23 protein-coding genes and 1 tRNA gene are annotated in these 23,447 nt (G+C 62.4%); 21 read left to right on the top strand and 3 right to left on the bottom strand.

Annotation, left to right across the window (positions count from 1 at the left end; genetic code table 11):
• The first annotated feature begins 90 nt into the window (after window positions 1-90).
• The 14 genes from H0I86_RS24200 to H0I86_RS24135 all read left to right on the top strand — a co-directional run bounded on the left by H0I86_RS24200 (window position 91) and on the right by H0I86_RS24135 (window position 10,480).
• On the top strand, window positions 91-837 hold the full coding sequence (locus tag H0I86_RS24200; RefSeq protein WP_023966906.1) for a YebC/PmpR family DNA-binding transcriptional regulator: 747 nt from the start codon (window positions 91-93) through the stop codon (window positions 835-837).
• A gap of 163 nt (window positions 838-1,000) precedes the next feature.
• Window positions 1,001-1,525 carry a crossover junction endodeoxyribonuclease RuvC gene (gene ruvC / locus H0I86_RS24195; RefSeq protein ID WP_007931118.1) on the top strand — a complete coding sequence of 175 codons (525 nt, stop codon included), beginning with the start codon at window positions 1,001-1,003 and terminating at the stop codon, window positions 1,523-1,525.
• Between the two features lie 114 nt (window positions 1,526-1,639).
• On the top strand, window positions 1,640-2,248 hold the full coding sequence (ruvA, locus tag H0I86_RS24190) for a Holliday junction branch migration protein RuvA (protein WP_124314272.1): 609 nt from the start codon (window positions 1,640-1,642) through the stop codon (window positions 2,246-2,248).
• Window positions 2,249-3,307, top strand: a complete 1,059-nt coding sequence (gene ruvB, locus H0I86_RS24185; RefSeq protein ID WP_009050468.1) for a Holliday junction branch migration DNA helicase RuvB — start codon at window positions 2,249-2,251, stop codon at window positions 3,305-3,307.
• A 139-nt stretch (window positions 3,308-3,446) separates the two neighbouring features.
• Window positions 3,447-3,914 carry a tol-pal system-associated acyl-CoA thioesterase gene (gene ybgC, locus H0I86_RS24180; RefSeq protein WP_009050467.1) on the top strand — a complete coding sequence of 156 codons (468 nt, stop codon included), beginning with the start codon at window positions 3,447-3,449 and terminating at the stop codon, window positions 3,912-3,914.
• The gene (gene tolQ, locus H0I86_RS24175) at window positions 3,904-4,599 is read left to right on the top strand and encodes a protein TolQ (protein ID WP_007931111.1); all 696 of its coding nucleotides are present in this window, start codon (window positions 3,904-3,906) and stop codon (window positions 4,597-4,599) included. The genes ybgC and tolQ overlap by 11 nt, the downstream gene beginning before the upstream one ends.
• Window positions 4,600-4,613: 14 nt before the next feature.
• The gene (gene tolR / locus H0I86_RS24170) at window positions 4,614-5,066 is read left to right on the top strand and encodes a protein TolR (protein WP_007931110.1); all 453 of its coding nucleotides are present in this window, start codon (window positions 4,614-4,616) and stop codon (window positions 5,064-5,066) included.
• Entirely contained in the window at window positions 5,066-6,145 is a 1,080-nt protein-coding gene (tolA, locus tag H0I86_RS24165) for a cell envelope integrity protein TolA (protein ID WP_007931108.1), read from the top strand. The genes tolR and tolA overlap by 1 nt, the downstream gene beginning before the upstream one ends.
• 38 nt (window positions 6,146-6,183) lie before the next feature.
• Window positions 6,184-7,443: a Tol-Pal system beta propeller repeat protein TolB gene (gene tolB, locus H0I86_RS24160; protein WP_007931107.1), complete on the top strand. Its 1,260-nt coding sequence runs from the start codon at window positions 6,184-6,186 to the stop codon at window positions 7,441-7,443.
• 52 nt (window positions 7,444-7,495) lie between these two features.
• Window positions 7,496-7,993, top strand: coding sequence for a peptidoglycan-associated lipoprotein Pal (gene pal / locus H0I86_RS24155; protein WP_003178634.1), 498 nt, complete (start codon window positions 7,496-7,498; stop codon window positions 7,991-7,993).
• Window positions 7,994-7,999: 6 nt separating this feature from the next.
• Window positions 8,000-8,824 carry a tol-pal system protein YbgF gene (gene ybgF / locus H0I86_RS24150; RefSeq protein ID WP_007931106.1) on the top strand — a complete coding sequence of 275 codons (825 nt, stop codon included), beginning with the start codon at window positions 8,000-8,002 and terminating at the stop codon, window positions 8,822-8,824.
• Between the two features lie 166 nt (window positions 8,825-8,990).
• Window positions 8,991-9,638, top strand: coding sequence for a 7-carboxy-7-deazaguanine synthase QueE (gene queE, locus H0I86_RS24145; RefSeq protein ID WP_180922451.1), 648 nt, complete (start codon window positions 8,991-8,993; stop codon window positions 9,636-9,638).
• 1 nt (window position 9,639) lies between these two features.
• Window positions 9,640-10,341, top strand: a complete 702-nt coding sequence (gene queC, locus H0I86_RS24140; protein ID WP_180922450.1) for a 7-cyano-7-deazaguanine synthase QueC — start codon at window positions 9,640-9,642, stop codon at window positions 10,339-10,341.
• A 63-nt stretch (window positions 10,342-10,404) separates the two neighbouring features.
• Window positions 10,405-10,480: transfer RNA gene (locus H0I86_RS24135), tRNA-Lys, on the top strand.
• 226 nt (window positions 10,481-10,706) lie between these two features.
• On the opposite strand, the gene H0I86_RS24130 is transcribed toward H0I86_RS24135, so the two are convergent.
• Together H0I86_RS24130 and H0I86_RS24125 are read right to left on the bottom strand one after the other, a co-directional pair.
• Complete coding sequence (locus H0I86_RS24130; RefSeq protein ID WP_009050459.1) at window positions 10,707-11,429, bottom strand: FadR/GntR family transcriptional regulator; 723 nt, start codon at window positions 11,427-11,429, stop codon at window positions 10,707-10,709.
• 109 nt (window positions 11,430-11,538) lie between these two features.
• Window positions 11,539-13,275 carry an IlvD/Edd family dehydratase gene (locus H0I86_RS24125; RefSeq protein WP_016703395.1) on the bottom strand — a complete coding sequence of 579 codons (1,737 nt, stop codon included), beginning with the start codon at window positions 13,273-13,275 and terminating at the stop codon, window positions 11,539-11,541.
• Window positions 13,276-13,468: 193 nt separating this feature from the next.
• Between H0I86_RS24125 and H0I86_RS24120 the strand changes: the two genes are divergently transcribed.
• From H0I86_RS24120 to araH, 7 genes are all read left to right on the top strand, one after another.
• Window positions 13,469-14,791 (top strand): MFS transporter, encoded by a 1,323-nt coding sequence (locus H0I86_RS24120; RefSeq protein WP_180922449.1) that lies wholly within the window; start codon window positions 13,469-13,471, stop codon window positions 14,789-14,791.
• 20 nt (window positions 14,792-14,811) lie between these two features.
• Window positions 14,812-15,804 carry an AraD1 family protein gene (gene araD1, locus H0I86_RS24115; protein WP_180922448.1) on the top strand — a complete coding sequence of 331 codons (993 nt, stop codon included), beginning with the start codon at window positions 14,812-14,814 and terminating at the stop codon, window positions 15,802-15,804.
• 43 nt (window positions 15,805-15,847) lie between these two features.
• Window positions 15,848-17,428 (top strand): aldehyde dehydrogenase (NADP(+)), encoded by a 1,581-nt coding sequence (locus H0I86_RS24110; RefSeq protein ID WP_180922447.1) that lies wholly within the window; start codon window positions 15,848-15,850, stop codon window positions 17,426-17,428.
• Between the two features lie 50 nt (window positions 17,429-17,478).
• Window positions 17,479-18,354 (top strand): SMP-30/gluconolactonase/LRE family protein, encoded by an 876-nt coding sequence (locus tag H0I86_RS24105; protein ID WP_180922446.1) that lies wholly within the window; start codon window positions 17,479-17,481, stop codon window positions 18,352-18,354.
• A gap of 88 nt (window positions 18,355-18,442) precedes the next feature.
• Window positions 18,443-19,447 (top strand): substrate-binding domain-containing protein, encoded by a 1,005-nt coding sequence (locus H0I86_RS24100; RefSeq protein WP_009050453.1) that lies wholly within the window; start codon window positions 18,443-18,445, stop codon window positions 19,445-19,447.
• A gap of 59 nt (window positions 19,448-19,506) precedes the next feature.
• The gene (gene araG / locus H0I86_RS24095; RefSeq protein WP_180922445.1) at window positions 19,507-21,051 is read left to right on the top strand and encodes an L-arabinose ABC transporter ATP-binding protein AraG; all 1,545 of its coding nucleotides are present in this window, start codon (window positions 19,507-19,509) and stop codon (window positions 21,049-21,051) included.
• 10 nt (window positions 21,052-21,061) lie between these two features.
• Window positions 21,062-22,030, top strand: a complete 969-nt coding sequence (gene araH / locus H0I86_RS24090) for an L-arabinose ABC transporter permease AraH (RefSeq protein WP_009050451.1) — start codon at window positions 21,062-21,064, stop codon at window positions 22,028-22,030.
• Window positions 22,031-22,113: 83 nt separating this feature from the next.
• Here the strand turns inward: araH and H0I86_RS24085 are convergent, their stop codons facing one another.
• Complete coding sequence (locus tag H0I86_RS24085; protein ID WP_180922444.1) at window positions 22,114-23,262, bottom strand: aldose epimerase family protein; 1,149 nt, start codon at window positions 23,260-23,262, stop codon at window positions 22,114-22,116.
• Window positions 23,263-23,447 lie beyond the last annotated feature (185 nt).

Here is a 23,447-nt window from a genome sequence, read left to right as displayed (position 1 = left end):
GCGCCTTTTTCTATTGGGTCGAGATATTTGTTGCCCGCCCGCCGTTACAGGCGTTGCGGGCAATGTTTCAAAGAGAATTTGGAGCGCGTTATGGCAGGTCATTCCAAGTGGGCGAACATCAAGCACCGCAAAGAGCGTCAGGATGCCAAGAGAGGCAAGATTTTCACCAAGTGGATCCGTGAGCTGACGGTCGCCGCTCGTCAGGGCGGTGGCGATCCGGGTTCCAACCCGCGTCTGCGTCTGGCCCTGGACAAGGCCCTGGGCGCGAACATGAGCCGCGACATCATCGATCGCGCCATCGCCCGTGGCGCTGGTGCGACCGAGGCCGACAACGTCGAAGAGCTGACCTATGAGGGTTATGGCCCGGGCGGCGTCGCGGTGATGGTCGAGTGCATGACCGACAACCGCAACCGTACCGCGGCTGCCGTGCGCCATGCGTTCAGCAAATGTGGCGGCAACCTTGGCACCGACGGTTCGGTAGCGTATCTGTTCGAACGCAAGGGGCAGATCAGCTTTGCACCGGGCGTCGATGAGGATGCACTGACCGATGCGGCGTTGGAAGCCGACGCCGATGACGTGGTTGTTCACGAAGACGGCTCGATCGATGTGTTTACCTCGTTCACTGGCTTCTATGCGGTACGTAACGCACTCGAAGAGGCCGGTTTCAAGGGCGACGATGCGGAGATCGTCATGCAGCCGACCACCAGCGCCGAGCTGGATCTGGAAGGCGCCGAGAAGGTCCTCAAGCTGATCGACATGCTCGAAGACCTGGACGATGTGCAGAACGTCTACTCCAACGCGGATATTCCCCAGTCGGTGGCCGAGCAACTCGGCTGATGCGGATAGCGCGATAAAGGATCGCAGCCTTCGGCGGTTTCCCCCCCTTTACACACAGGGTTACGCTGTACCTGTAGGGGAGCTGTCGAAGGCTGCGATTTTTTGTTTTTCCGGCTTCTTCCGGCGTTACCTTAGGCAACCGAATTTTCTCTTTGCAGGCGTTATGACTCTTATTCTTGGTATCGACCCGGGTTCGCGTATCACCGGTTACGGCGTGGTACGTGATACCGGGCGTGGCTGCGTGTACGTGGCTTCGGGCTGTATTCGCACGGGCGCCGGCGAGCTGCATGAGCGGCTGCAAATCGTCTATCGCGGAGTTCGTGAGGTCATTCAGACCTACGGTCCGGTGACCATGGGCATTGAAAAGGTGTTCATGGCGCGTAACGCCGACTCGGCCCTGAAACTGGGCCAGGCGCGTGGTGCGGCGATCGTGGCGGGGGCCGAGGAAAGCCTGGAAATCGCCGAATACACCGCCACTCAAGTCAAGCAGGCCGTGGCAGGCACCGGCGGGGCCAACAAGGAACAGGTGCAGATGATGGTCATGCACTTGCTCAAATTGACCAGCAAGCCGCAGATCGACGCCTCGGACGCCCTGGCGATTGCCATCTGTCATGCCCATACCCGTTCCAGCCTGCTGCCCCACGGCCTGGGTACCGCACGCAGTCGTGGCGGCCGCCTGCGTCTCTGATAGCATCTGCGCAAACATTTGATGAGTGGAGCATCCCGCGCCTGTCTGCCCGGCCCGGATCTTCGCTCTGTGACCCGCCGGCCCCTGTTCTGGCCTGAGCTAAGGATCTGAAACGTGATTGGACGCTTGCGCGGCACCTTGGCTGAAAAACAGCCGCCGCACCTGATTCTCGATGTAAACGGTCTGGGTTACGAGGTGGAAGTCCCCATGACCACCTTGTATCGCCTGCCGTCGGTCGGCGAACCGATCACCCTGCACACCCATTTGGTCGTGCGTGAAGATGCCCAGTTACTCTATGGCTTTGCCAGCAAGCGCGAGCGGGACTTCTTTCGCGAACTGATTCGCCTCAATGGCGTGGGGCCGAAACTGGCGTTGGCGCTGATGTCCAGCCTGGAGGTCGACGAACTGGTGCGTTGCGTGCAGGCGCAGGACACCTCGGCGCTGACCAAGGTGCCGGGGGTCGGTAAAAAGACCGCGGAGCGTCTGCTGGTCGAGCTCAAGGACCGCTTCAAGGCCTGGGAGACCGTGCCGAGCATGTTTGCCCTGGTGCCGAACCAGCCGGACGCGCCGATGCCGGTGGCCAGTGCCGAGACCGACGCGGTCAGTGCCCTGATCTCCCTGGGCTACAAGCCGCAGGAGGCCAGCAAGGCGGTTTCCGCGATCAAGGAAAAAGGCCTGAGCAGTGAAGACATGATTCGCCGCGCCCTTAAGGGAATGATTTAAGTGATAGAAGCAGATCGTCTGATCGCCGCCACGGGCCCCCGTGAGCGCGAGGAAGTCCAGGACCGTGCGATTCGCCCCGTCAGCCTGGCCGAATACATCGGCCAGCCGACGGTGCGCGAGCAAATGGAGCTGTTCATCCAGGCTGCCCGCGGACGCAACGAGTCGCTGGACCACACCCTGATCTTCGGCCCGCCAGGCCTGGGCAAGACCACGCTGGCCAACATCATCGCCCAGGAGATGGGGGTGTCGATCAAGAGCACCTCGGGCCCGGTGCTGGAGCGCCCAGGGGACCTGGCGGCGCTGCTGACCAATCTCGAACCGAACGACGTACTGTTTATCGATGAGATCCATCGCCTGTCGCCGATCGTCGAGGAAGTGCTGTACCCGGCCATGGAAGATTTCCAGCTGGACATCATGATCGGCGAAGGGCCGGCGGCGCGTTCGATCAAGCTCGACCTGCCGCCGTTCACCCTGGTGGGGGCGACGACTCGCGCGGGCATGCTGACCAACCCGCTGCGCGATCGCTTCGGCATCGTCCAGCGCCTGGAGTTCTACAGCACGGCGGACCTGGCGACCATTGTCGGGCGCTCCGCCGGCATTCTCGGCTTGCCGCTGGACCCGGACGGCGCCTTCGAAATTGCCCGGCGCGCCCGCGGCACGCCGCGTATCGCCAACCGTTTATTGCGTCGGGTGCGGGATTTTGCCGAGGTTCGCGCCAAGGGCCATATCACCAAGCCCATCGCCGACCTGGCGCTGAACCTGCTGGATGTCGACGAGCGTGGCTTCGACCACCAGGACCGGCGCCTGTTGTTGACCATGATCGAGAAGTTCGACGGCGGGCCGGTGGGGGTCGACAGCCTGGCGGCCGCGATCAGCGAAGAGCGGCACACCATCGAGGACGTACTCGAGCCCTATCTGATCCAGCAAGGCTATATCATGCGTACGCCGCGGGGCCGTGTGGTGACCCGGCATGCCTATCTGCATTTCGGTCTTAACATCCCGTCACGATTGGGCGAGATGCCTGTGGTAGACGAATTCCTCGATGCCGTGGACGATTAATAACCGCTTGGGCAGCGATTTATTCGCAGCGTGTGTGGTCCTAGGGGGCTGGCATTGTCGTTATTTCGCCAGAAAGGCGTTCGAGAATGAAAAACAGTTGCCTGGCCGGATTGGCAACCTGAGGAGTAAGCACTAGAGTATGCGCGCGCAAAACGGGCTTGGGTCGTTCGCACATCGTTGTCGCGTTTATTACGAAGACACCGATGCCGGCGGCATCGTGTATTACGTTAACTACCTTAAGTTTATGGAACGGGCTCGAACCGAGCGGCTACGAGATCTGGGCTTTGCTCAATCGCAGCTGGCAGGGGAGAACCTGTTGTTCGTCGTGCATTCCAGCGAAGCGCGCTACCACGCGCCGGCGCGACTGGACGACGAGCTTCTGGTAAGTGCAGAAGTCATCGAATTGAACCGGGCCAGCCTGCGCTTCAAACAGCAGGTCAGGCGAGCCACGGATAATGCACTGCTCTGCGAAGGGCAGTTTCTGGTGGCCTGTGTGCGCACCGACAATTTGAAACCCCGGGCCATTCCCGAAGCTCTACGTGCGGCCTTTGCCGACGTGAGCGGCGCGGGTACACACTCAGAGCAGGAGATAAAGCGTGGAAGCTAACGTCGTCGACCATTCCTCCATGTGGAGCTTGGTCAGCAATGCCAGCATCGTTGTGCAGTTGGTAATGCTGACCCTGGTAGCCGCATCGGTGACCTCATGGATCATGATCTTTCAGCGCAGCAACCTGCTGCGCGCCGGTCGACGCGCCCTGGAGAGCTTCGAAGAGCGCTTCTGGTCGGGTATCGATCTGTCCAAACTGTACCGTCAGGCGGGCAGCAACCCGGACCCTGATTCCGGCGTGGAGCAGATCTTCCGTGCCGGTTTCAAAGAGTTCTCGCGCCTGCGCCAGCAATCGGGCGTTGATCCCGAGGCGGTCATGGAAGGTGTCGCGCGTGCCATGCGTGTCGCCATCTCCCGCGAAGAAGAGAAGCTCGAGCAGAGCCTGCCGTTCCTCGCCACTGTCGGCTCGGTCAGTCCGTACATCGGTCTGTTCGGCACCGTCTGGGGGATCATGAACTCCTTCCGCGGCCTGGCCAGCGCCCAGCAGGCGACCCTGGCGACCGTGGCACCGGGTATCGCCGAAGCCCTGATCGCCACCGCGATCGGCCTGTTTGCCGCGATCCCGGCCGTTATCGCCTACAACCGCTTTGCGGCCCGTGGCGAGACCCTGATCAGCCGTTACTACACCTTCGCCGACGAGTTCCAGGCGATCCTGCACCGTAAAGTGCACACCAGCGAAGAGTGAGCAGGTAAATCCCCATGGCCCGAGTTCGCCACAAACGCAAGCCGGTTGCCGAGATGAACGTGGTGCCCTACATCGACGTGATGTTGGTACTGCTGGTTATCTTCATGGTGACCGCGCCGATGCTCAATCAGGGCGTGAAAGTCGATCTGCCCAAGGTTTCCAGCGAAGCCTTGCCGCAGGACAACAACACCCAGGTCCTGACCATTTCGATCAAGGCTGACAAGACCTACTACTGGAACCTTGGCAGTGAAGTCGACACCGACAAGCAGATGGACAAGGCCATGACCTTGCCGCAGATGACCGACGCCGTGACCAAGATCATTCGCGCCGGCAATGAAGGCGGCAAGCATACCCAGGTGTTCATTCGCGGCGACAAGTCCGTTGACTATGGTGCCGTCATGGGCGCCATGGGCGGGCTGCAGAAGGCCGGCGTCGGTAACGTTGGCCTGATTACCGAGGCGCCCTGATGCAGCAACAGCGAGAGCCGTCCGCCTCGGAAAGCTACTTCTGGCCTAGCGTGTGGGCAATTGCCCTGCACGTTCTGGTGTTCGGCATGCTGTTCGTCAGTTTTGCCATGACGCCGGAATTGCCGCCGTCCAAGCCGATCGTCCAGGCGACCCTGTATCAGTTGAAATCGAAAAGTCAGGCGACCACCCAGACCAATCAGAAGATTGCGGGTGAGGCGAAGAAATCCGCCGCGCGCCAGACCGAAGTCGAACAGATGGAGCAGAAAAAGGTCGAGCAGGAAGCGGTGAAGGCTGCGGAACAAAAGAAAGAAGAGGCTGCTCAAAAAGCCGAGGAAGCGAAAAAGGCCGACGAAGCCAAGAAAGCGGATGAGGCGAAGAAGGCTGATGAAGCCAAGAAAGCCGACGACGCGAAGAAAGCTGCGGAAGCGAAAAAGGCCGAAGAGAAACAATTGGCTGATATAGCCAAAAAGAAAGCCGAAGAAGAAGCCAAGAAAGCCGCCGAAGAAGAGGCCAAGAAAAAGGCCGCTGAAGAGGCGAAGAAAAAGATAGTCGAAGACGCGAAGAAGAAAGCCGCGGAAGACGCCAAGAAGAAAGCTGAAGCAGACGAGGCGAAGAAGAAGGTCGCCGAGGACGCGAAGAAGAAAGCCGCCGCCGACGCAGCCAAGAAAAAGGCTCAGGAAGCAGCGCGTAAATCCGCCGAAGATAAAAAGGCCCAGGCCCTGGCTGATTTGCTTTCCGACACGCCGCAGCGTCAGCAGGCCTTGGCGGACGAGCAGGGCGACGAAGTCGCGGGCAGTTTCGACGATCTGATTCGTGCTCGTGCGGCGGAAGGCTGGGCTCGTCCTCCTTCGGCGCGCAACAACATGACTGTCGTGCTGCAAATCGGCATGTTGCCGGATGGTACGGTGACTTCCGTGTCGGTGGCCAAGTCCAGCGGCGATGGTCCGTTCGATGCCTCGGCGGTAGCTGCGGTCAAGAACATTGGACGTTTGACAGAAATGCAGGGAATGAAGCCGAGCGATTTCGCTCCGTATCGTTCATTCAAGATGACATTCACACCTGAGGATCTAGCCTTGTGAGAAACCTTCTTCGAGGATTGCTTGTCGTTATTTGCTGTATGGCAGGGATAGCGACAGCGGATGAAAAGAACATTCTGGTCACCAGTGGCAGCGACCGGGCCACGCCCATCGCCGTAGTGCCGTTCGGTTGGCAAGGGGGCAGCGTGCTGCCCGACGACATGGCGGAAATCATCGGCAACGACCTGCGCAACTCGGGTTACTACTCGCCGATTCCAAAGCAGAACATGATCAGCCTGCCGACCCAGGCCAGCGAAGTCATCTACCGTGACTGGAAGGCCCTGGGCGCCCAGTACATCATGGTCGGCAGCATTGTCCCGGCGGGCGGTCGCCTGCAGGTGCAATACGCCCTGTTCAACGTCGCTACCGAACAGCAAGTGCTGACCGGCAGCGTCTCGGGCAGCGTCGACCAGTTGCGCGACATGGCTCACTACATCTCCGACCAGTCGTTCGAGAAACTCACCGGTATCAAGGGCGCCTTCTCGACTCGCATGCTGTATGTCACGGCAGAGCGTTTCTCCGAGAAGAACACGCGCTACACCCTGCAACGTTCCGACTACGACGGCGCGCGTGCGGTGACCCTGCTGCAATCCCGTGAGCCGATCCTGTCGCCGCGCTTCGCGCCGGACGGCAAGCGCATTGCCTATGTGTCGTTCGAACAGAAGCGTCCGCGCATCTTCGTTCAGCACATCGACACTGGCCGTCGCGAGCAGATCACCAACTTCGAAGGCCTGAACGGCGCGCCTGCCTGGTCGCCGGACGGCCAGCGCCTGGCGTTCGTACTGTCCAAGGACGGCAACCCGGACATCTATGTGATGAACCTGGGTTCGCGTCAGATCTCGCGCGTGACCGCAGGTCCTGGCATCAACACCGAACCGTTTTGGGGTAAAGATGGCTCGACCATCTACTTCACCTCGGACCGTGGCGGCAAACCACAGATCTACAAGACCAGTGCCGGTGGTGGCGGTGCGGAACGGGTGACTTTCGTGGGCAACTACAACGCCAACCCGAAACTGTCCGCGGATGAAAAAACGCTGGTCATGATTCACCGGCAGGACGGCTTCACAAACTTCAAGGTAGCTGCCCAGGATTTGCAGCGTGGCAACGTAAAAATCCTTACCGACAGCACACTTGATGAGTCGCCTACTGTTGCGCCCAACGGCACCATGGTAATCTACGCCACCCGCCAGCAGGGCCGGGGAGTCTTGATGCTCGTGTCCATTAATGGACGCGTGAGGCTCCCGCTTCCTACCGCTCAAGGCGAAGTCAGAGAACCGTCCTGGTCCCCTTACCTGAACTGACGCGGCGCTTTACGTTTTACTTAACACACTGGGGTTCATTAGGAGTTTCACGATGGAAATGCTGAAGTTTGGTAAGTTTGCTGCGCTGGCTCTGGCCATGGCTGTAGCTGTAGGTTGCTCCTCCAAAGGCGGCGACAACGCTGGTGAAGGCGCTGTTGATCCAAACGCTGGTTACGGCGCTAACACCGGTGCAGTTGACGGCTCCCTGAGCGAAGAAGCTGCTCTGCGCGCAATCACCACCTTCTACTTCGAATACGACAGCTCGGACCTGAAACCAGAAGCCATGCGCGCTCTGGACGTTCACGCCAAGGACCTGAAAGCAAACGGCGCTCGCGTTGTTCTGGAAGGCAACACCGACGAACGTGGTACTCGTGAGTACAACATGGCTCTGGGCGAGCGTCGTGCGAAAGCCGTTCAGCGCTACCTGGTGCTGCAAGGCGTTTCCCCAGCTCAGCTGGAACTGGTTTCCTACGGCGAAGAGCGTCCAGTTGCTACCGGCAACGACGAGCAGTCCTGGGCTCAAAACCGTCGCGTCGAACTGCGTAAGTAATTCGCCATGCGAACGTGCCGTCGTGCTCTAACTGTCTTGGCTCTCAGCCTCGCGCCGCTTTCGGTGTGGGCTGCGGTTCCTGTGGTCGATAACAACTCGGGCTATAACAATAGCGGAGGCAGTTATCCGCCAGCGGGTTATGGCACGAACGGCGCCTATGCCGGGGGAGGGGTTTCGACCCCTGTCTCGGCACAGGGCGAGCTGTTCCAGCAACTGCAGCAAATGCAGGATCAAATCGCACGGCAACAAGGTGTGATTGAAGTACTGCAAAACGATATTGCGCGCATGAAGCAGGAAAGCCTGGAGCGTTACCAGGATCTTGATCGGCGCATTGGAGCGGGCGGTGCACCTGCCGCGACTCCTGATAATTCTTCTGCCGGTGGTGATGCAAGTGCCGCCGGTGCCGCTGCCGGGGCTGCCTCGCAAGCTCCTGCGGCGAGCAGTGAACCGGGCGATCCGGCGAAGGAAAAGCTGTATTACGAGGCTGCCTTCGACCTGATCAAGGCCAAGGACTTCGACAAGGCCAGCCAGGCTTTCGCCGCGTTCCTGCGTAAATACCCGAACAGCCAGTACGCGGGTAATGCCCAGTACTGGTTGGGCGAAGTGAACCTGGCCAAAGGCGACCTGCAAGGGGCCGGCCAGGCATTCGCCAAGGTATCCCAGCTGTATCCGAAGCATGCCAAGGTGCCGGACTCGCTGTACAAGCTGGCTGACGTAGAGCGCCGCCTGGGTCACACTGACAAGGTCAAGGGCATTCTGCAGCAGGTAGTGGCCCAATATCCGGGTACTTCCGCCGCCCAGCTGGCTCAGCGCGATCTGCAACGCATGTAATCGAGTTTGAGCTGTTTGGAAGAAACCCGCGCTTGCCGCGGGTTTTTTCGTTAGAATCCATGCCCTTTTTATGAAACACGCTTCCTGGGATTACCGTGTTTGCGGGATTCCTCGAGGTGCCTGACGGAGGCGGACAGCCTGTTTAGCTGTTACGCCCGTGGCGACTATGCAAGACACATTGAGAATTACCGAAGTTTTCTACTCGTTGCAGGGTGAAACTCGGACTGCCGGCCTGCCCACGGTATTTGTGCGCCTGACCGGTTGTCCGCTGCGTTGCCAGTACTGCGACAGTGCCTATGCCTTCAGCGGCGGCACCATCCGCACCCTCGAGAGCATTCTCGAGCAGGTCGCCGGTTTCCGCCCGCGTTACGTCTGTGTGACCGGGGGCGAACCTCTGGCGCAACCTAACGCCATTCCCCTGCTCAAGCAGCTGTGTGATGCCGGTTACGAAGTCTCGCTGGAAACCAGCGGAGCCCTGGATATTTCCGCGGTCGACCCGCGGGTCAGTCGAGTGCTCGACCTGAAGACGCCGGGATCGGACGAGGTCCAGCGCAATCGTTATGAAAACATCGAGCTGCTGACGCCGAACGACCAGGTCAAGTTTGTCATCTGTTCCCGTGAGGACTACGACTGGGCGGTTTCCAAGCTGATCCAGTATGGTCTGGAGCGGCGGGCGGGCGAGGTGCTGTTCTCGCCGAGCCATCACGACCTGAATGCGCGCGATCTGGCCGACTGGATCGTCGCGGACAACCTGCCGGTGCGCCTGCAATTGCAGCTGCATAAATATCTTTGGAATGACGAGCCGGGGCGCTGATATGACTGATCAAGCACAGGACCAAGTGGCCACTGAAAAACGTGCGGTAATCCTGCTGTCCGGCGGTCTGGATTCGGCCACCGTAGTGGCCATGGCCCGCGCCGAAGGTTACCGCTGCTACACCATGAGCTTCGATTACGGCCAGCGTCATCGCGCCGAGTTGCAGGCGGCCGAGCGGGTCGCTCGCGACCTGGGCGTGGTCGAGCACAAGGTGATCGGTCTCAACCTCAATGGTATCGGCGGCTCCGCGCTGACCGACAGCTCCATTGATGTGCCCGAGGCTCCGAGCGAAGGGATCCCCATCACCTACGTGCCGGCACGTAACACTGTGTTCCTGTCCCTGGCACTGGGCTGGGCGGAAGTGCTGGGCGCGCGGGACATCTTCATTGGCGTCAACGCCGTGGACTATTCGGGCTATCCGGATTGCCGTCCGGAGTTCGTCGAAGCCTTCGAGCGCATGGCCAACCTGGCGACCAAGGCCGGGGTAGAGGGGCAGGGATTCCGTATCCAGGCGCCGCTGCAGAACCTGAGCAAGGCCGATATTGTCAAGGCAGGCGTCAAGCTCGGGGTTGATTACGGCCTGACCGTGTCCTGCTACCAGGCCGATGATCAAGGGCGTGCCTGCGGCAAGTGCGACAGCTGCCGTCTGCGTGCAGAAGGTTTTGCCGCGGCCGGTGTCAGCGACCCAACACCTTATTTTTGATTTTTTTCATATTGGGTGTTGAATTCTTTTTATAAATCAGTATTATACGCGCCACCACACAGCGGGTCGTTAGCTCAGTTGGTAGAGCAGTTGGCTTTTAACCAATTGGTCGTAGGTTCGAATCCCACACGACCCACCATTTTCTAGCAGTATTTAAAATCCGAAAGGCCCACGAAAGTGAGGATTTTCGGGTTTTTTTTTGCCTGCAGAAAAGTCCGGATCGGGTCTGGGGAGTGTGCAGAGCCATTACCAGCCTGCAGCTGTCTGGGGCGAGTCCTGGGTTCGAGCCAGCTCGAATCGATGCTGTGCTGGAGCAAATCCTGAATCTCGTCCGTAAAGACCATCCATCGGCTGGTCGGTGTGCCTTACAGCGGAGTCAGGACATTCATCACGGTGTCCAGGGCCACGCGGGTGTCGTCCAGTTGTACCAGCGAGGCATGCCGGGCGCCGAGGGCGTCGCGATTCTTGATGGCGGTCAGGATCGCCTTGTGCCGGGGCAGGCTGAGGCGCTGGATGTCGGGGCGGCGGTTGGTGATGCTGATGGATTCGCGCAGCGGCAGCGACAGCATGTTGCACATGTAGGCGAGCAAGTCGTTGCGGGTGGCGTCGGCGATCGCCCGGTGAAAATCCAGGTCGGCCTGCAAGAGCTCCTCGTGGGTCTTGGCTGTCTCCATGGACTGGTAGGCTTTCTCGATCACCGCGATGTCCGGGTCGGTCGCGGTGGTGGCGGCCATGGCGGCGATTTCCGGCTCGAGGATGCGGCGCACGCCGGCCAGGGTGTTGAAGAACTCGCTGTGAGGCGTCGACTGCATCAGCCAGGACAGCACGTCCGGGTCCAGCAAGTGCCATTTCGCCCGTGGCCGCACCACCGCGCCGACCCGTGGCTTGGAGTACACCAGCCCCTTGGCGCTGAGCACCCGGGTGGCTTCGCGCAGCACCGAGCGGCTGACCTGATATTCCTCACACAGCGTTGCCTCCAAGGGCAATCTATCTTCCGGCTTGAAGCGTCCGGAGACGATGTGCATGCCCAGATCCTGAACGATCCGGGCATGCATGCTCTTACGGGGTTTGGAAGGCTGGTGATCCATAACAGGGAGGCTGCTCTGAAGAAATTGGCTGCATCATAACATCGCTCCCGTATCTATCAGGCGCTCCTGCATGCCTGAGCCGGTGGGCGACAGGCCCGCATCAGCCCCCTCAGTGGGAATGCCGCGGGACCTCGGCGCCCCGGCAACCCACCAGGAAATCGAAGTCGCAGCCCTGGTCCGCCTGCAGTACGTGGTCGATGTACAGCTGGCGATAGCCGCCGACGATCAGCGACTGCGGTGCCTGCAGGTCGGCCATGCGCGCCGCCAGTTCGTCCTCGGGGATATCCAGGTGCAGGCGCCCGCTGGCACAGTCCAGTTCGATCCAGTCACCTTCCTTCACCGCCGCCAACGGGCCGCCGGCCGCCGCTTCCGGTGCCACGTGCAGGACCACGGTGCCATACGCGGTGCCGCTCATGCGCGCGTCGGAAATCCGCACCATGTCGGTCACGCCCTGGGCCAGCAACTTGGCCGGCAAGCCCATGTTGCCGACCTCCGCCATGCCGGGGTAACCCTTGGGGCCGCAGTTCTTCATCACCAGGATCGAGTCGGCGTCGACCTCCAGTTCCGGGTCGTTGATCCGTGCCTTGTACATGTCGAAGTTCTCGAACACCACCGCGCGGCCGCGATGCTGCATCAGTTCGGCGCTGGCGGCGGAAGGCTTGAGCACGGCGCCGAGGGGCGCCAGGTTACCGCGCAGCACACAGATGCCGCCGTCCGCGCGGATCGGATTGTCCAGGGTGCGGATCACTTCGTCCTGGCCGTAGATCGGTGCCTCCCGGGTGTTTTCGCCGATGGATCTGCCGTTGACCGTCAGCGCATCCGGATGGGGAATCAGCTTGGCTTCGCCGAGGCGGCGCAACACCGCTGGCAGGCCGCCGGCATAGTAGAACTCTTCCATCAAGAAGCGCCCGGACGGTTGCAGGTCGACGATGGTCGGCATGCCGCGACCGATGCGGGTCCAGTCGTCCAGATCGAGTTCGACGCCGATGCGCCCGGCGATGGCTTTCAAGTGAATCACCGCGTTGGTCGAGCCGCCGATGGCGGCGTTGACGCGGATGGCATTTTCGAACGCCTCTTTGGTGAGGATCTTCGACAACCTCAAGTCTTCGCGAACCATCTCCACCGCGCGCATGCCAGACATGTGCGCCAGCACATAGCGGCGGGCATCGACCGCCGGGATCGCTGCATTGTGGGGCAGGGAAGTGCCCAGGGCCTCGGCCATGCAGGCCATGGTCGAGGCGGTGCCCATGGTGTTGCAGGTGCCTGCCGAGCGCGACATGCCGCCTTCGGCCGCAAGGAAGTCATCGAGGGTGATGGTGCCGGCCTTGACCTGTTCGCTGAGCTGCCACACCACGGTGCCTGAACCTATGTCCTGGCCCTTGTGCTTGCCATTGAGCATCGGCCCGCCGGTGACGACGATGGCCGGCACGTCGCAACTGGCCGCGCCCATCAGCAGTGCCGGGGTGGTCTTGTCGCAGCCGGTCAGCAGTACCACGCCATCGATCGGGTTGCCGCGGATGGCTTCCTCGACATCCATGCTGGCCAGGTTGCGGGTGAGCATGGCGGTCGGGCGCAGGTTCGACTCGCCGTTGGAGAACACCGGGAACTCCACGGGAAAGCCGCCGGCCTCGATCACCCCGCGTTTGACATGCTCGGCAATCTGGCGGAAGTGCGCATTGCACGGGGTCAGCTCCGACCAGGTATTGCAGATCCCGATGATGGGCTTGCCATGGAACTGGTGGTCGGCGATGCCCTGATTCTTCATCCAGCTGCGGTACATGAAGCCGTTCTTGTCGGCGGTGCCGAACCAGTGGGCGGAGCGCAGGTTGGGTTTCTTATCAGACATGGTCAGCTCTCTTATTGTAAGACTATATGGTTCTGGTCTGGTCATAACATAAGCGCAAAATCTTGGGTTTGGAAGTATTGTTGGTTAAATAGTAATACTATATAGTCGTTTTCAACTGAGGTATGGCCCTGGCGGTTTTCCGCGAGAGGCGTCCCCCGAGCTTCTATAAAAACAACAATCGGAGACCGATCTCATGAGCCAGGAGCTGCGGCTTGTCCGGCGCATCACGCTGAAACTGATTCCCTTCCTGATCCTGCTGTACCTGATCGCCTACGTGGATCGTTCCGCCGTCGGCTTCGCCAAGTTGCACATGGGCGCCGATATCGGCATCGGCGATGCGGCCTATGGGTTGGGCGCCGGCCTGTTCTTCATCGGCTACTTCCTCCTGGAAATCCCCAGCAACCTGATGCTCGACTGCTTCGGCGCCCGGCGCTGGTTCGCGCGGATCATGATCACCTGGGGCGCCATCACCATCGGCATGGCGTTTGTCCAGGGCCCCTACAGCTTCTATCTGATGCGCTTTCTGCTTGGCGCGGCGGAAGCCGGGTTCTTCCCCGGCGTTCTCTACTACATCACCCAATGGTTCCCGGTGCGCCATCGCGGCAAGATCCTCGGGCTGTTCATCCTGTCCCAACCCATCGCGATGATGATCACCGGCCCGGTGTCCGGCGGCCTGCTGGGCATGGACGGCATCCTTGGCCTGCACGGCTGGCAGTGGCTGTTCATCGTCATCGGCACACCGGCGATCCTGCTGACCTGGCCGGTGCTGCGTTACCTGCCCGATGGTCCGCAGCAGGTCACCTGGATGGACCCGGCCGAGAAGGCCTGGCTCGCCGGCGAGCTGAACAAGGACCTGCAGGCGTACGGCCAGACCCGCCACGGCAATCCGCTGCATGCCCTCAGGGACAAGCGGGTGTTGCTGCTGGCGCTGTTCTATCTGCCGGTGACCTTGAGCATTTATGGCCTGGGCCTGTGGCTGCCGACCCTGATCAAGCAGTTCGGCGGCAGCGACCTGGCCACCGGCTTCGTGTCGTCGGTGCCGTACTTCTTCGGGATCGTCGGCTTGCTGGTGGTGCCGCGCAGTTCCGACCGCCTGAATGATCGCTACGGCCACCTGGCGGTGCTCTATGTGCTGGGAGCCATCGGCCTGTTCCTCAGCGCCTGGCTGTCGGCGCCGCTGCTGCAACTGGCGGCTCTGTGCCTGGTGGCCTTCGCGCTGTTTTCCTGCACCGCGGTGTTCTGGACCTTGCCCGGGCGTTTTTTTGCCGGCGCCAGCGCGGCGGCGGGGATCGCCCTGATCAACTCGGTGGGCAACCTGGGCGGCTACATCGGTCCGTTCGTGATCGGTGCGCTCAAGCAGTACACCGGCAGCCTGGCGTCGGGGCTGTACTTCCTGTCCTGCGTGATGCTGTTTGGCTTGCTGCTGACGGGTGTGGTCTATCGGTTGCTCGAGCGCAGGCACGTGCTGCCGGTCGAGCAGTTCGCCGCCAGTGCCCGCGGCGCCACGCGTACTTAATGGCCTAGAGGAGAAAGTTCATGCGTTTAGTGCAGTTCGAATTGAATAACGGCGAACGTCGGGTCGGTGTGGTCGAGGACGCCCTGGTCCGTGAAGTGCAGTCGGTGGGCACGGTGCGCGAGCTGGCGCTGGCGGCCATCGAGGCGGGTGTCGGCCTGCGCCAGCAGGTGCAAAGCCTCGGCCTGGGCATCAGCCACGACTACGCCGAGCTACTGGCGAGCCTGAGGGTCCTGCCGCCGCTGGATCACCCGGACCCGGCGCACATGCTGGTCAGCGGCACCGGGCTGACCCACCTGGGCAGTGCCGCGGCGCGGGACAAGATGCACCAGCAGGGCGCTGACGACACGGCGCTGACCGACACCATGCGTATCTTCAAGTGGGGCGTGGAGGGCGGTAAGCCCGCTGCCGGTCAGGCTGGCGTGCAACCGGAATGGTTCTACAAGGGCGACGGCAGCATCGTCGTGCGCCCGGGCCAGGCCTTCAGCCTGCCGGCCTTTGCCGAAGACGCCGGCGAAGAGCCGGAAATCGGTGGCCTGTATGTCATCGGCCATGACGGCAAGCCTTATCGCCTGGGGTTTGCGGTGGGCAACGAGTTCTCCGATCACGTGATGGAGCGTAAGAACTATCTCTACCTGGCCCATTCCAAATTGCGCAGTTGCAGCTATGGTCCTGAACTCAGGGTCGGCGAGCTGCCCCGGCACCTGGCGGGCACCAGCCGCATTCTGCGCAATGGCCAGGTGCTGTGGCAGAACGAGTTCCTCAGTGGCGAGGCCAATATGTGCCACAGCCTGGAGAACCTCGAGTACCACCATTTCAAATACCGCCAGTTCCTGCGGCCGGGGGATGTGCACATCCACTTCTTCGGCACCGCGACCCTGTCGTTCGCGGACGGCATCCGCACGCAGCCGGGGGACGTATTCGAAATCAGCCAGGCGGCGTTCGGCGCGCCATTGATCAACGGTATTGCCGGCGCCGACGCGGTGCTGGCGTCCGGTTGCGTAGGTGCCCTTTAAGCAGGCGCTCTTCCAGAAGACAAGCAGGTTCGAGGAGACAGGCATGACCCAGGTTTTTGGCCACAACTACATCGGCGGCCAGCGCAGCGCCGCCGGCACCGTCATTCTTCACAGCATCGATGCCAGCACCGGCGAAGCCTTGCCCCAGGCGTTCTACCAGGCCACGGCGCAGGAAGTCGAGGCCGCCGCCAAGGCTGCGGCGGCGGCCTACCCGGCCTACCGTGCCCTGAGTGCGCAGCGGCGCGCGCAATTCCTGGAGGCGGTGGCGGACGAACTGGACGCGCTGGACGATGAGTTCATCACCCTGGTCTGCCGGGAAACCGCGTTGCCTACCGCGCGGATCCAGGGCGAGCGCAAGCGCACCAGTGGCCAGATGCGGCTGTTCGCCGAGGTGCTGCGGCGCGGCGATTTCTACGGCGCGCGTATCGATCGGGCGCAGCCCGATCGCCAGCCGCTGCCGCGTCCGGACCTGCGCCAGTACCGCATTGGCCTGGGGCCGGTGGCGGTGTTTGGCGCGAGCAACTTTCCCCTGGCGTTTTCCACGGCCGGCGGCGACACCGCGGCGGCGCTGGCAGCCGGTTGCCCCGTAGTGTTCAAGGCCCACAGCGGGCACATGGCGACCGCCGAGCGAGTCGCCGATGCGATCATCCGGGCGGCCCAGGCCTGCGGGATGCCCGCCGGCGTGTTCAACATGATCTTTGGCGCCGGCGTCGGCGAAGCGCTGGTCAAGCATCCGGCGGTCCAGGCGGTCGGTTTCACCGGCTCGCTCAAGGGCGGGCGAGCGCTGTGCGACATGGCGGCGGCGCGCCCGCAACCGATCCCGGTGTTTGCCGAGATGTCGAGCATCAACCCGGTGATCGTGTTACCCCAGGCGCTGCAAGCGCGGGCGGAAACGGTCGCCCGCGACCTGACCGCCTCGGTGGTGCAGGGCTGCGGCCAGTTCTGTACCAACCCGGGCCTGGTGATCGGCATTCGCTCTCCGCAGTTCGCGGCCTTTACCGAGCAGGTTGCCCGGCTGATCGGCGATCAACCGGCGCAGACCATGCTCAACGCCGGCACCTTGAGCAGCTACGGCAAGGGGCTGCAAAAACTCCTGGCGCATCCGGGCATCGAGCACCTGGCCGGCGATCCGCAAGCCGGCAACCAGGCGCAGCCACAGCTGTTCAAGGCGCAGGCCAGCCTGCTGGTCGATGGCGATGAAGTGTTGCAGGAAGAAGTGTTCGGCCCGACCACCGTGTTCGTCGAAGTGGCCGACCAGGCGCAGCTCGCCGACGCCTTGAACGGCCTGCGCGGGCAACTGACGGCGACCCTTATTGGCGAGCCTGCGGACTTCGCGCAGTTCGGCGAGTTGACCGGGTTGCTGGAGCAGAAGGTCGGCCGCATCCTGATCAACGGTTACCCGACCGGTGTCGAGGTCTGTGACGCGATGGTGCACGGCGGGCCTTTCCCGGCTACCTCCGATGCCCGTGGCACGTCGGTGGGGACCCTGGCCATCGAGCGTTTCCTGCGCCCGGTGTGCTTCCAGAACTACCCCGACAACCTGCTGCCGGACGCCTTGAAGAACGCCAACCCCCTGCGTATCCAGCGCCTGGTGGATGGACGGCCATCGCGCGATGGGCTGTAACGCGCCTCGACCAATGTCTGCCTGAAAACAACAACAATGCAGGAGGTTTCATGTCGTGGACCGCGCTGACCGCACACCGTGCGCAGCTTGGCGAAGGCCCGTTCTGGGATGCACCGGGCCAGGCCCTGTATTGGGTCGACATCGCCGGCCGGCAGGCATTGCGCTTGTGTGGCGAACGGCTGCAGGCCTGGCAATTGCCGGAACCGGTGTCGGCCTTCATTCCCTGTGAGCGCGGCGATGCGCTGGTGACCTTGAGCAGTGGCGTGTACCGCCTCGACCTGGGCTCCGCGTCCGCGGCGCCGCGCCTGAGCCTGCTGTGCGTGGCCGATCCGCAACCGGGCAACCGGGCCAACGAGACCCGTTGCGACGCCCAGGGCCGGCTCTGGCTGGGCACCATGCAGAACAACATCGGCGAGCAGGGCGAAGACCTTCCGGTGCGGCGGCGCTCCGGTGGCCTGTTCCGCATCGATGCCCAGGCGCGTGTCACGGCGCTGCTCCAGGGCCTGGGGATTCCCAATACCTTGCTGTGGAGCGAGGACGCCAGCCGCCTGTATTTTGCCGACAGCCTGGACGGCACGCTGTACCAGTACCCGATCGCCAACGATGGCCGGCTCGAACCCGCGCGCAGCTGGTTCGGGCCACATCCGCGCGGCGTCCCGGACGGTTCGGCGATGGATGCCCAGGGCTATATCTGGAATGCCCGTTGGGACGGCGGCTGCCTGCTCAGGCTGGCGCCCGACGGCGAGGTCGACCGGGTGCTCGAACTGCCGGTCAGCCGCCCCACCAGTTGCGTGTTCGGTGGCGCGGACCTCAAGACCCTGTACATCACCAGCGCGGCCAGCCCGCTCGATCATCCTCTGGATGGTGCGGTGCTGGCTGTCCGGGTCGATACCCCAGGGAAGCTCTGTCATCGATTTGCCGGTTGAGGTTTCAGGCCGAACCTGTGTGCAACGAAGCGATGTGTAACGAAGCTGTGTGCAACGAACTCTGAAAACAACAACAAGGAGTCACCTTATGAATCGTCGTCGTGGGATCCGTTACCTGTGTTGTGCCGCCCTGGCCATGTCGGCCGCCAGCCTGAGCTGCCTGTTGCTCGCCGCCGAGCCGGTGAAGATCGGTTTCCTGGTCAAGCAGGCGGAGGAACCCTGGTTCCAGACCGAATGGGCCTTTGCCGAAAAGGCCGGCAAGGACAAGGGCTTCACCGTGATCAAGATCGCCGTGCCGGACGGCGAGAAAACCCTGTCGGCGATCGACAGCCTCGCCGCCAACGGCGCCAAGGGCTTCGTGATCTGCCCGCCGGACGTGTCCCTGGGCCCGGCGATCATGGCCAAGGCCAAGCTCAACGACTTGAAAGTGATTGCCGTCGACGACCGTTTTGTCGATGCCAAGGGCCAGTTCATGGAAGACGTGCCCTACCTGGGCATGGCCGCGTTCGAGGTGGGGCAGAAGCAGGGCGCCGCCATGGCCGGCGAAGCGAAGAAGCGCGGCTGGGACTGGAAGGACACCTATGCGGTGATCACCACCTACAACGAACTCGACACCGGTAAAAAACGCACCGACGGCTCGGTCAAGTCCCTTGAGGAGGCCGGCCTGCCCAAAGACCACATCCTCTTCGCGCCGCTCAAGACCCTCGACGTGCCGGGCAGCATGGACGCCACCAACTCGGCGCTGGTCAAGCTGCCCAGCGGGGCGAAGAACCTGATCATCGGCGGGATGAACGACAACAGCGTGCTGGGCGGCGTGCGCGCCACCGAAAGCGCCGGGTTCGCCGCGGCCAATGTGATCGGCATCGGCATCAATGGCACGGACGCCATCGGCGAACTGAAGAAACCCGACAGCGGCTTCTTCGGCTCGATGCTGCCCAGCCCGCACATGGAGGGCTACAACACCGCGAGCATGATGTTCGAGTGGGTCACCACCGGCAAGGAGCCGCCCAAGTACACGGCGATGGACGACGTGACGCTGATCACCCGGGACAACTTCAAGCAAGAACTGGAAAAGATCGGCCTGTGGAACTGAGGCCGGTGGTTTTCCCCGGCGGCCCTTTCGACCGGGCCGTCTGACCTGATGAGGTGGTTATGCACGCGCAACTGAATAAACGACAACACAGCGCCGGCGCCAGTTTGTGTTTCAACGGCATCGGCAAGACCTTCCCCGGGGTCAAGGCGCTGGACGGCATCAGCTTCACCGCCCACCCGGGGCAGGTGCACGCCTTGATGGGCGAGAACGGCGCAGGCAAGTCGACCTTGCTGAAGATTCTCGGCGGCGCCTACACGCCCAGTAGTGGCAGCGTGCAGATCGGCGAGCAGAGCATGGCGTTCAAGTGCGCGGCCGACAGCATTGCCTGCGGGGTAGCGGTGATCCACCAGGAGTTGCACCTGGTGCCTGGCATGAGCGTGGCCGAGAACCTGTTCCTCGGCCATCTGCCGGCCCGTTTCGGGGTGATCGACCGCCGTGCGCTGCGCCAGCAGGCATTGGAATGCCTCAAGGGGCTGGCCGACGAAATCGATCCCGACGAGAAGCTCGGCCGCCTGTCCCTGGGCCAGCGCCAGCTGGTGGAAATCGCCAAGGCGTTGTCCCGTGGCGCCCATGTGATTGCCTTCGACGAACCCACCAGCAGCCTCTCGGCCCGGGAAATCGAGCGCTTGATGGCGATCATCGGGCGCCTGCGGGATGAGGGCAAAGTGGTGCTGTACGTGTCCCATCGCATGGAGGAGGTGTTCCGTATCTGCGATGCGGTGACGGTGTTCAAGGACGGTCGCTACGTGCGTACCTTCGAGGACATGAGCGCACTGACCCACGACCAGTTGGTCACCTGCATGGTCGGTCGCGATATCCAGGACATCTACGATTACCGCCCCCGGCCCCGCGGCGCGGCGGCGCTCAAGGTCGATGGCCTGCTGGGGCCGGGCCTGCGTGTTCCGCTGAGTTTCCAGGTGCACCAGGGCGAGGTGCTCGGCCTGTTCGGCCTGGTCGGAGCGGGGCGTACCGAACTGCTGCGCCTGCTCGGCGGCCTCGAGCGGGCAAGCGCCGGAAGCCTGGCGCTGTGTGGCGAGGCGCTGCACCTGCGTTCGCCGCGCGATGCCATCGCCGCCGGGGTGCTGCTGTGTCCCGAGGACCGCAAGAAGGAGGGCATCATTCCGCTTTCCAGCGTCGCCGAGAACATCAACATCAGCGCGCGCGGCGCCCATTCGAGCTTTGGCTGGCTGTTGCGCGGCGGCTGGGAGAAGGGCAACGCCGACAAGCAGATCAAGGCGTTGAAGGTAAAGACGCCCAACGCGGCGCAGAAAATCGTCTACCTGTCCGGCGGCAATCAGCAGAAGGCCATCCTCGGCCGCTGGCTGTCGATGCCGATGAAAGTCCTGCTGCTCGACGAACCCACGCGCGGCATCGATATCGGCGCCAAGGCCGAGATCTACCAGATCATCCATGACCTGGCGGCCAGCGGCATCGCGGTGATCGTGGTGTCCAGCGACCTGATGGAAGTGATGGGCATCTCCGACCGCATCCTGGTGCTGTGCGAAGGCGCGCTGCGCGGCGAAAAGAGCCGCGAACAGGCCAATGAATCCAACCTGCTGCAACTGGCTTTGCCGCGCCAACGCGCCGACGGCCTGGAGAACTGAAGAGGTGAACATGACAATTCAAGACAACGCGTTGCCGACGGCGCGCAAACCCCTGGACCTGCGTGGCCTGCTCGATAACTGGGCGATGCTGTTGGCGGCGGTGGGGATCTTCGTGCTCTGCACCCTGCTCATCGACAACTTCCTCTCGCCGCTGAACATGCGCGGCCTGGGCCTGGCCATTTCCACCACCGGCATCGCCGCCTGCACCATGCTCTATTGCCTGGCGTCCGGGCATTTCGACCTGTCGGTCGGTTCGGTGATCGCCTGTGCCGGAGTCGTCGCGGCCGTGGTGATGCGCGACACCGACAGCGTGTTGCTCGGGGTGGGCGCCGCTCTGCTGATGGGGCTGCTGGTCGGGCTGATCAACGGCATCGTGATTGCCAAGCTGCGGGTCAATGCGCTGATCACCACCCTGGCGACCATGCAGATCGTCCGTGGCCTGGCCTATATCTTCGCCAACGGCAAGGCGGTCGGCGTATCCCAGGAGTCGTTCTTCGTCTTCGGCAATGGCCAGTTGTTCGGTGTGCCGGTGCCGATCCTGATCACCATCGGCTGCTTCCTGTTTTTCGGTTGGCTGCTCAACTACACCACCTACGGGCGCAACACCATGGCCATCGGCGGCAACCAGGAAGCGGCGCTGCTGGCCGGGGTCAACGTCGACCGGACCAAGATCGTCATCTTTGCCGTGCACGGGGTGATCGGCGCGCTGGCCGGGGTGATCCTGGCATCGCGCATGACCTCCGGCCAGCCGATGATCGGCCAGGGTTTCGAGCTGACGGTGATTTCCGCCTGTGTGCTGGGCGGGGTGTCGTTGAGTGGCGGGATCGGCATGATCCGCCATGTGATCGCCGGGGTGTTGATTCTGGCGATCATCGAAAACGCGATGAACCTGAAAAACATCGACACCTTCTACCAGTACGTGATCCGCGGTTCGATCCTGCTGTTGGCGGTGGTCATCGACCGTATGAAACAACGCTGATCCAGGGGGGCTTTATCAGGGGCATGCCGGCGTCGCCGGCCACTGCCTTGCCGGGGCGGCAGGGCAGTGGTGGCTACCGCGCTTCAGTCGGCGGAGAACTTCAGGACGGTGTCCTGGCTGTAGACCTGGCCGGGGTTCAGCCGGGTGCTGGGGAAGTCCGGCTGGTTGGGCGAGTCGGGGAAGTGCTGGGTTTCCAGGGTGAACGCGCCCCAGTGACTGTAGGTCTTGCCCGCCTTGCCCTTGAGCGTGCCGTCGAGGAAGTTGCTGGTATAGAACTGTACTCCGGGTTCGCTGGTGTAGAGCCGCAAGCGACGACCGGATCGAGGGTCGCGCACCTCGGCGGCGAGCTGGCCGACGTCGCCCTTGGCATCGAGCACCCAGTTGAAGTCGAAGCCGCCCTGCTTCGGCTCGGCGAACTTGAGCTGCGGATGGTCGTCCTTGATGTGCTGGCCGATGGCGGTCGGTTGCCGGAAGTCCATCGGCGTGCCGGCGACCGGGGCCAGTTCGCCGGTCGGAATCAGCTTGGCGTTGACCGGCGTGTAGTGGCTGGCGTGCAAGGTGGCGAGCTGGGCGAGCACATCGCCGTTACCGGCGCCGGCGAGGTTGAAGTAACTGTGGTTGGTGAGGTTCAGCACCGTGGGTTTGTCGGTGGAGGCGCTGTACTCGATGCGCAGCTCGTTGTTGTCGTTGAGGCTGTAGGTGACCTCGACCTGCAGGTTGCCGGGAAAGCCCATTTCGCCGTCTTTGGACAGGTAGCTCAAGGTCACCCCGACAGCGTCCTTGCGCTTGATCGGTCGGGCCTTCCAGACGCGCTTGTCGAAGCCCTGGGCGCCGCCATGCAGCGAGTTCGGGCCGTCGTTGAGGGGCACCTGGTAACGCTGGCCGTCCAGCTCGAACGCTCCGCCGGCCAGGCGATTGCCGTAGCGGCCGATGGTGGCGCCGAAGAACGCGGTGCCGCGCTGATAGCCCTGGACGTCGTCGAAGCCCAGGACCACGTCGTCGAAGGTGCCGTTCTTATCCGGCACCTTCAACGATTGCAGGGCAGCGCCGTAGGTGATGACCGTGGCTTGCAGGCCATGGCTGTTACGCAACACATATTGCTCGACAGCGGTACCGTCGAGGGTCGTGCCAAAGGCCTTGTGTTCGCTGGACAGGCCCGCGGCCTGGGCGCCGAGGCTGGCAAGCAGCAGCGACAGGCCGAGGCCGGAAAGCCGGTAGGGGAAGTGCGGCATGGTTGAACTTCCTTTTGTTGTTCTGAATGTAATAGTTCTACTAATTTGCATTTTTTACTGGTTTCATCGATAAATCTATCGCCTTTAATGGCTTGTTTACAATATAAAATAAGACTAATTAGGTCGGCGGTCGCATGGATACCGAAATGCTCCGCTGGCCCGAACCGAAATGATCACTGCGCAGG

It is taken from the genome of Pseudomonas chlororaphis subsp. aurantiaca, from assembly GCF_013466605.1.
Lineage (GTDB): Bacteria > Pseudomonadota > Gammaproteobacteria > Pseudomonadales > Pseudomonadaceae > Aquipseudomonas > Aquipseudomonas chlororaphis_I.
The sequence above is the reverse complement of the archived record's forward strand: the minus strand, read 5'-3'. Positions and strand labels throughout refer to the sequence as shown.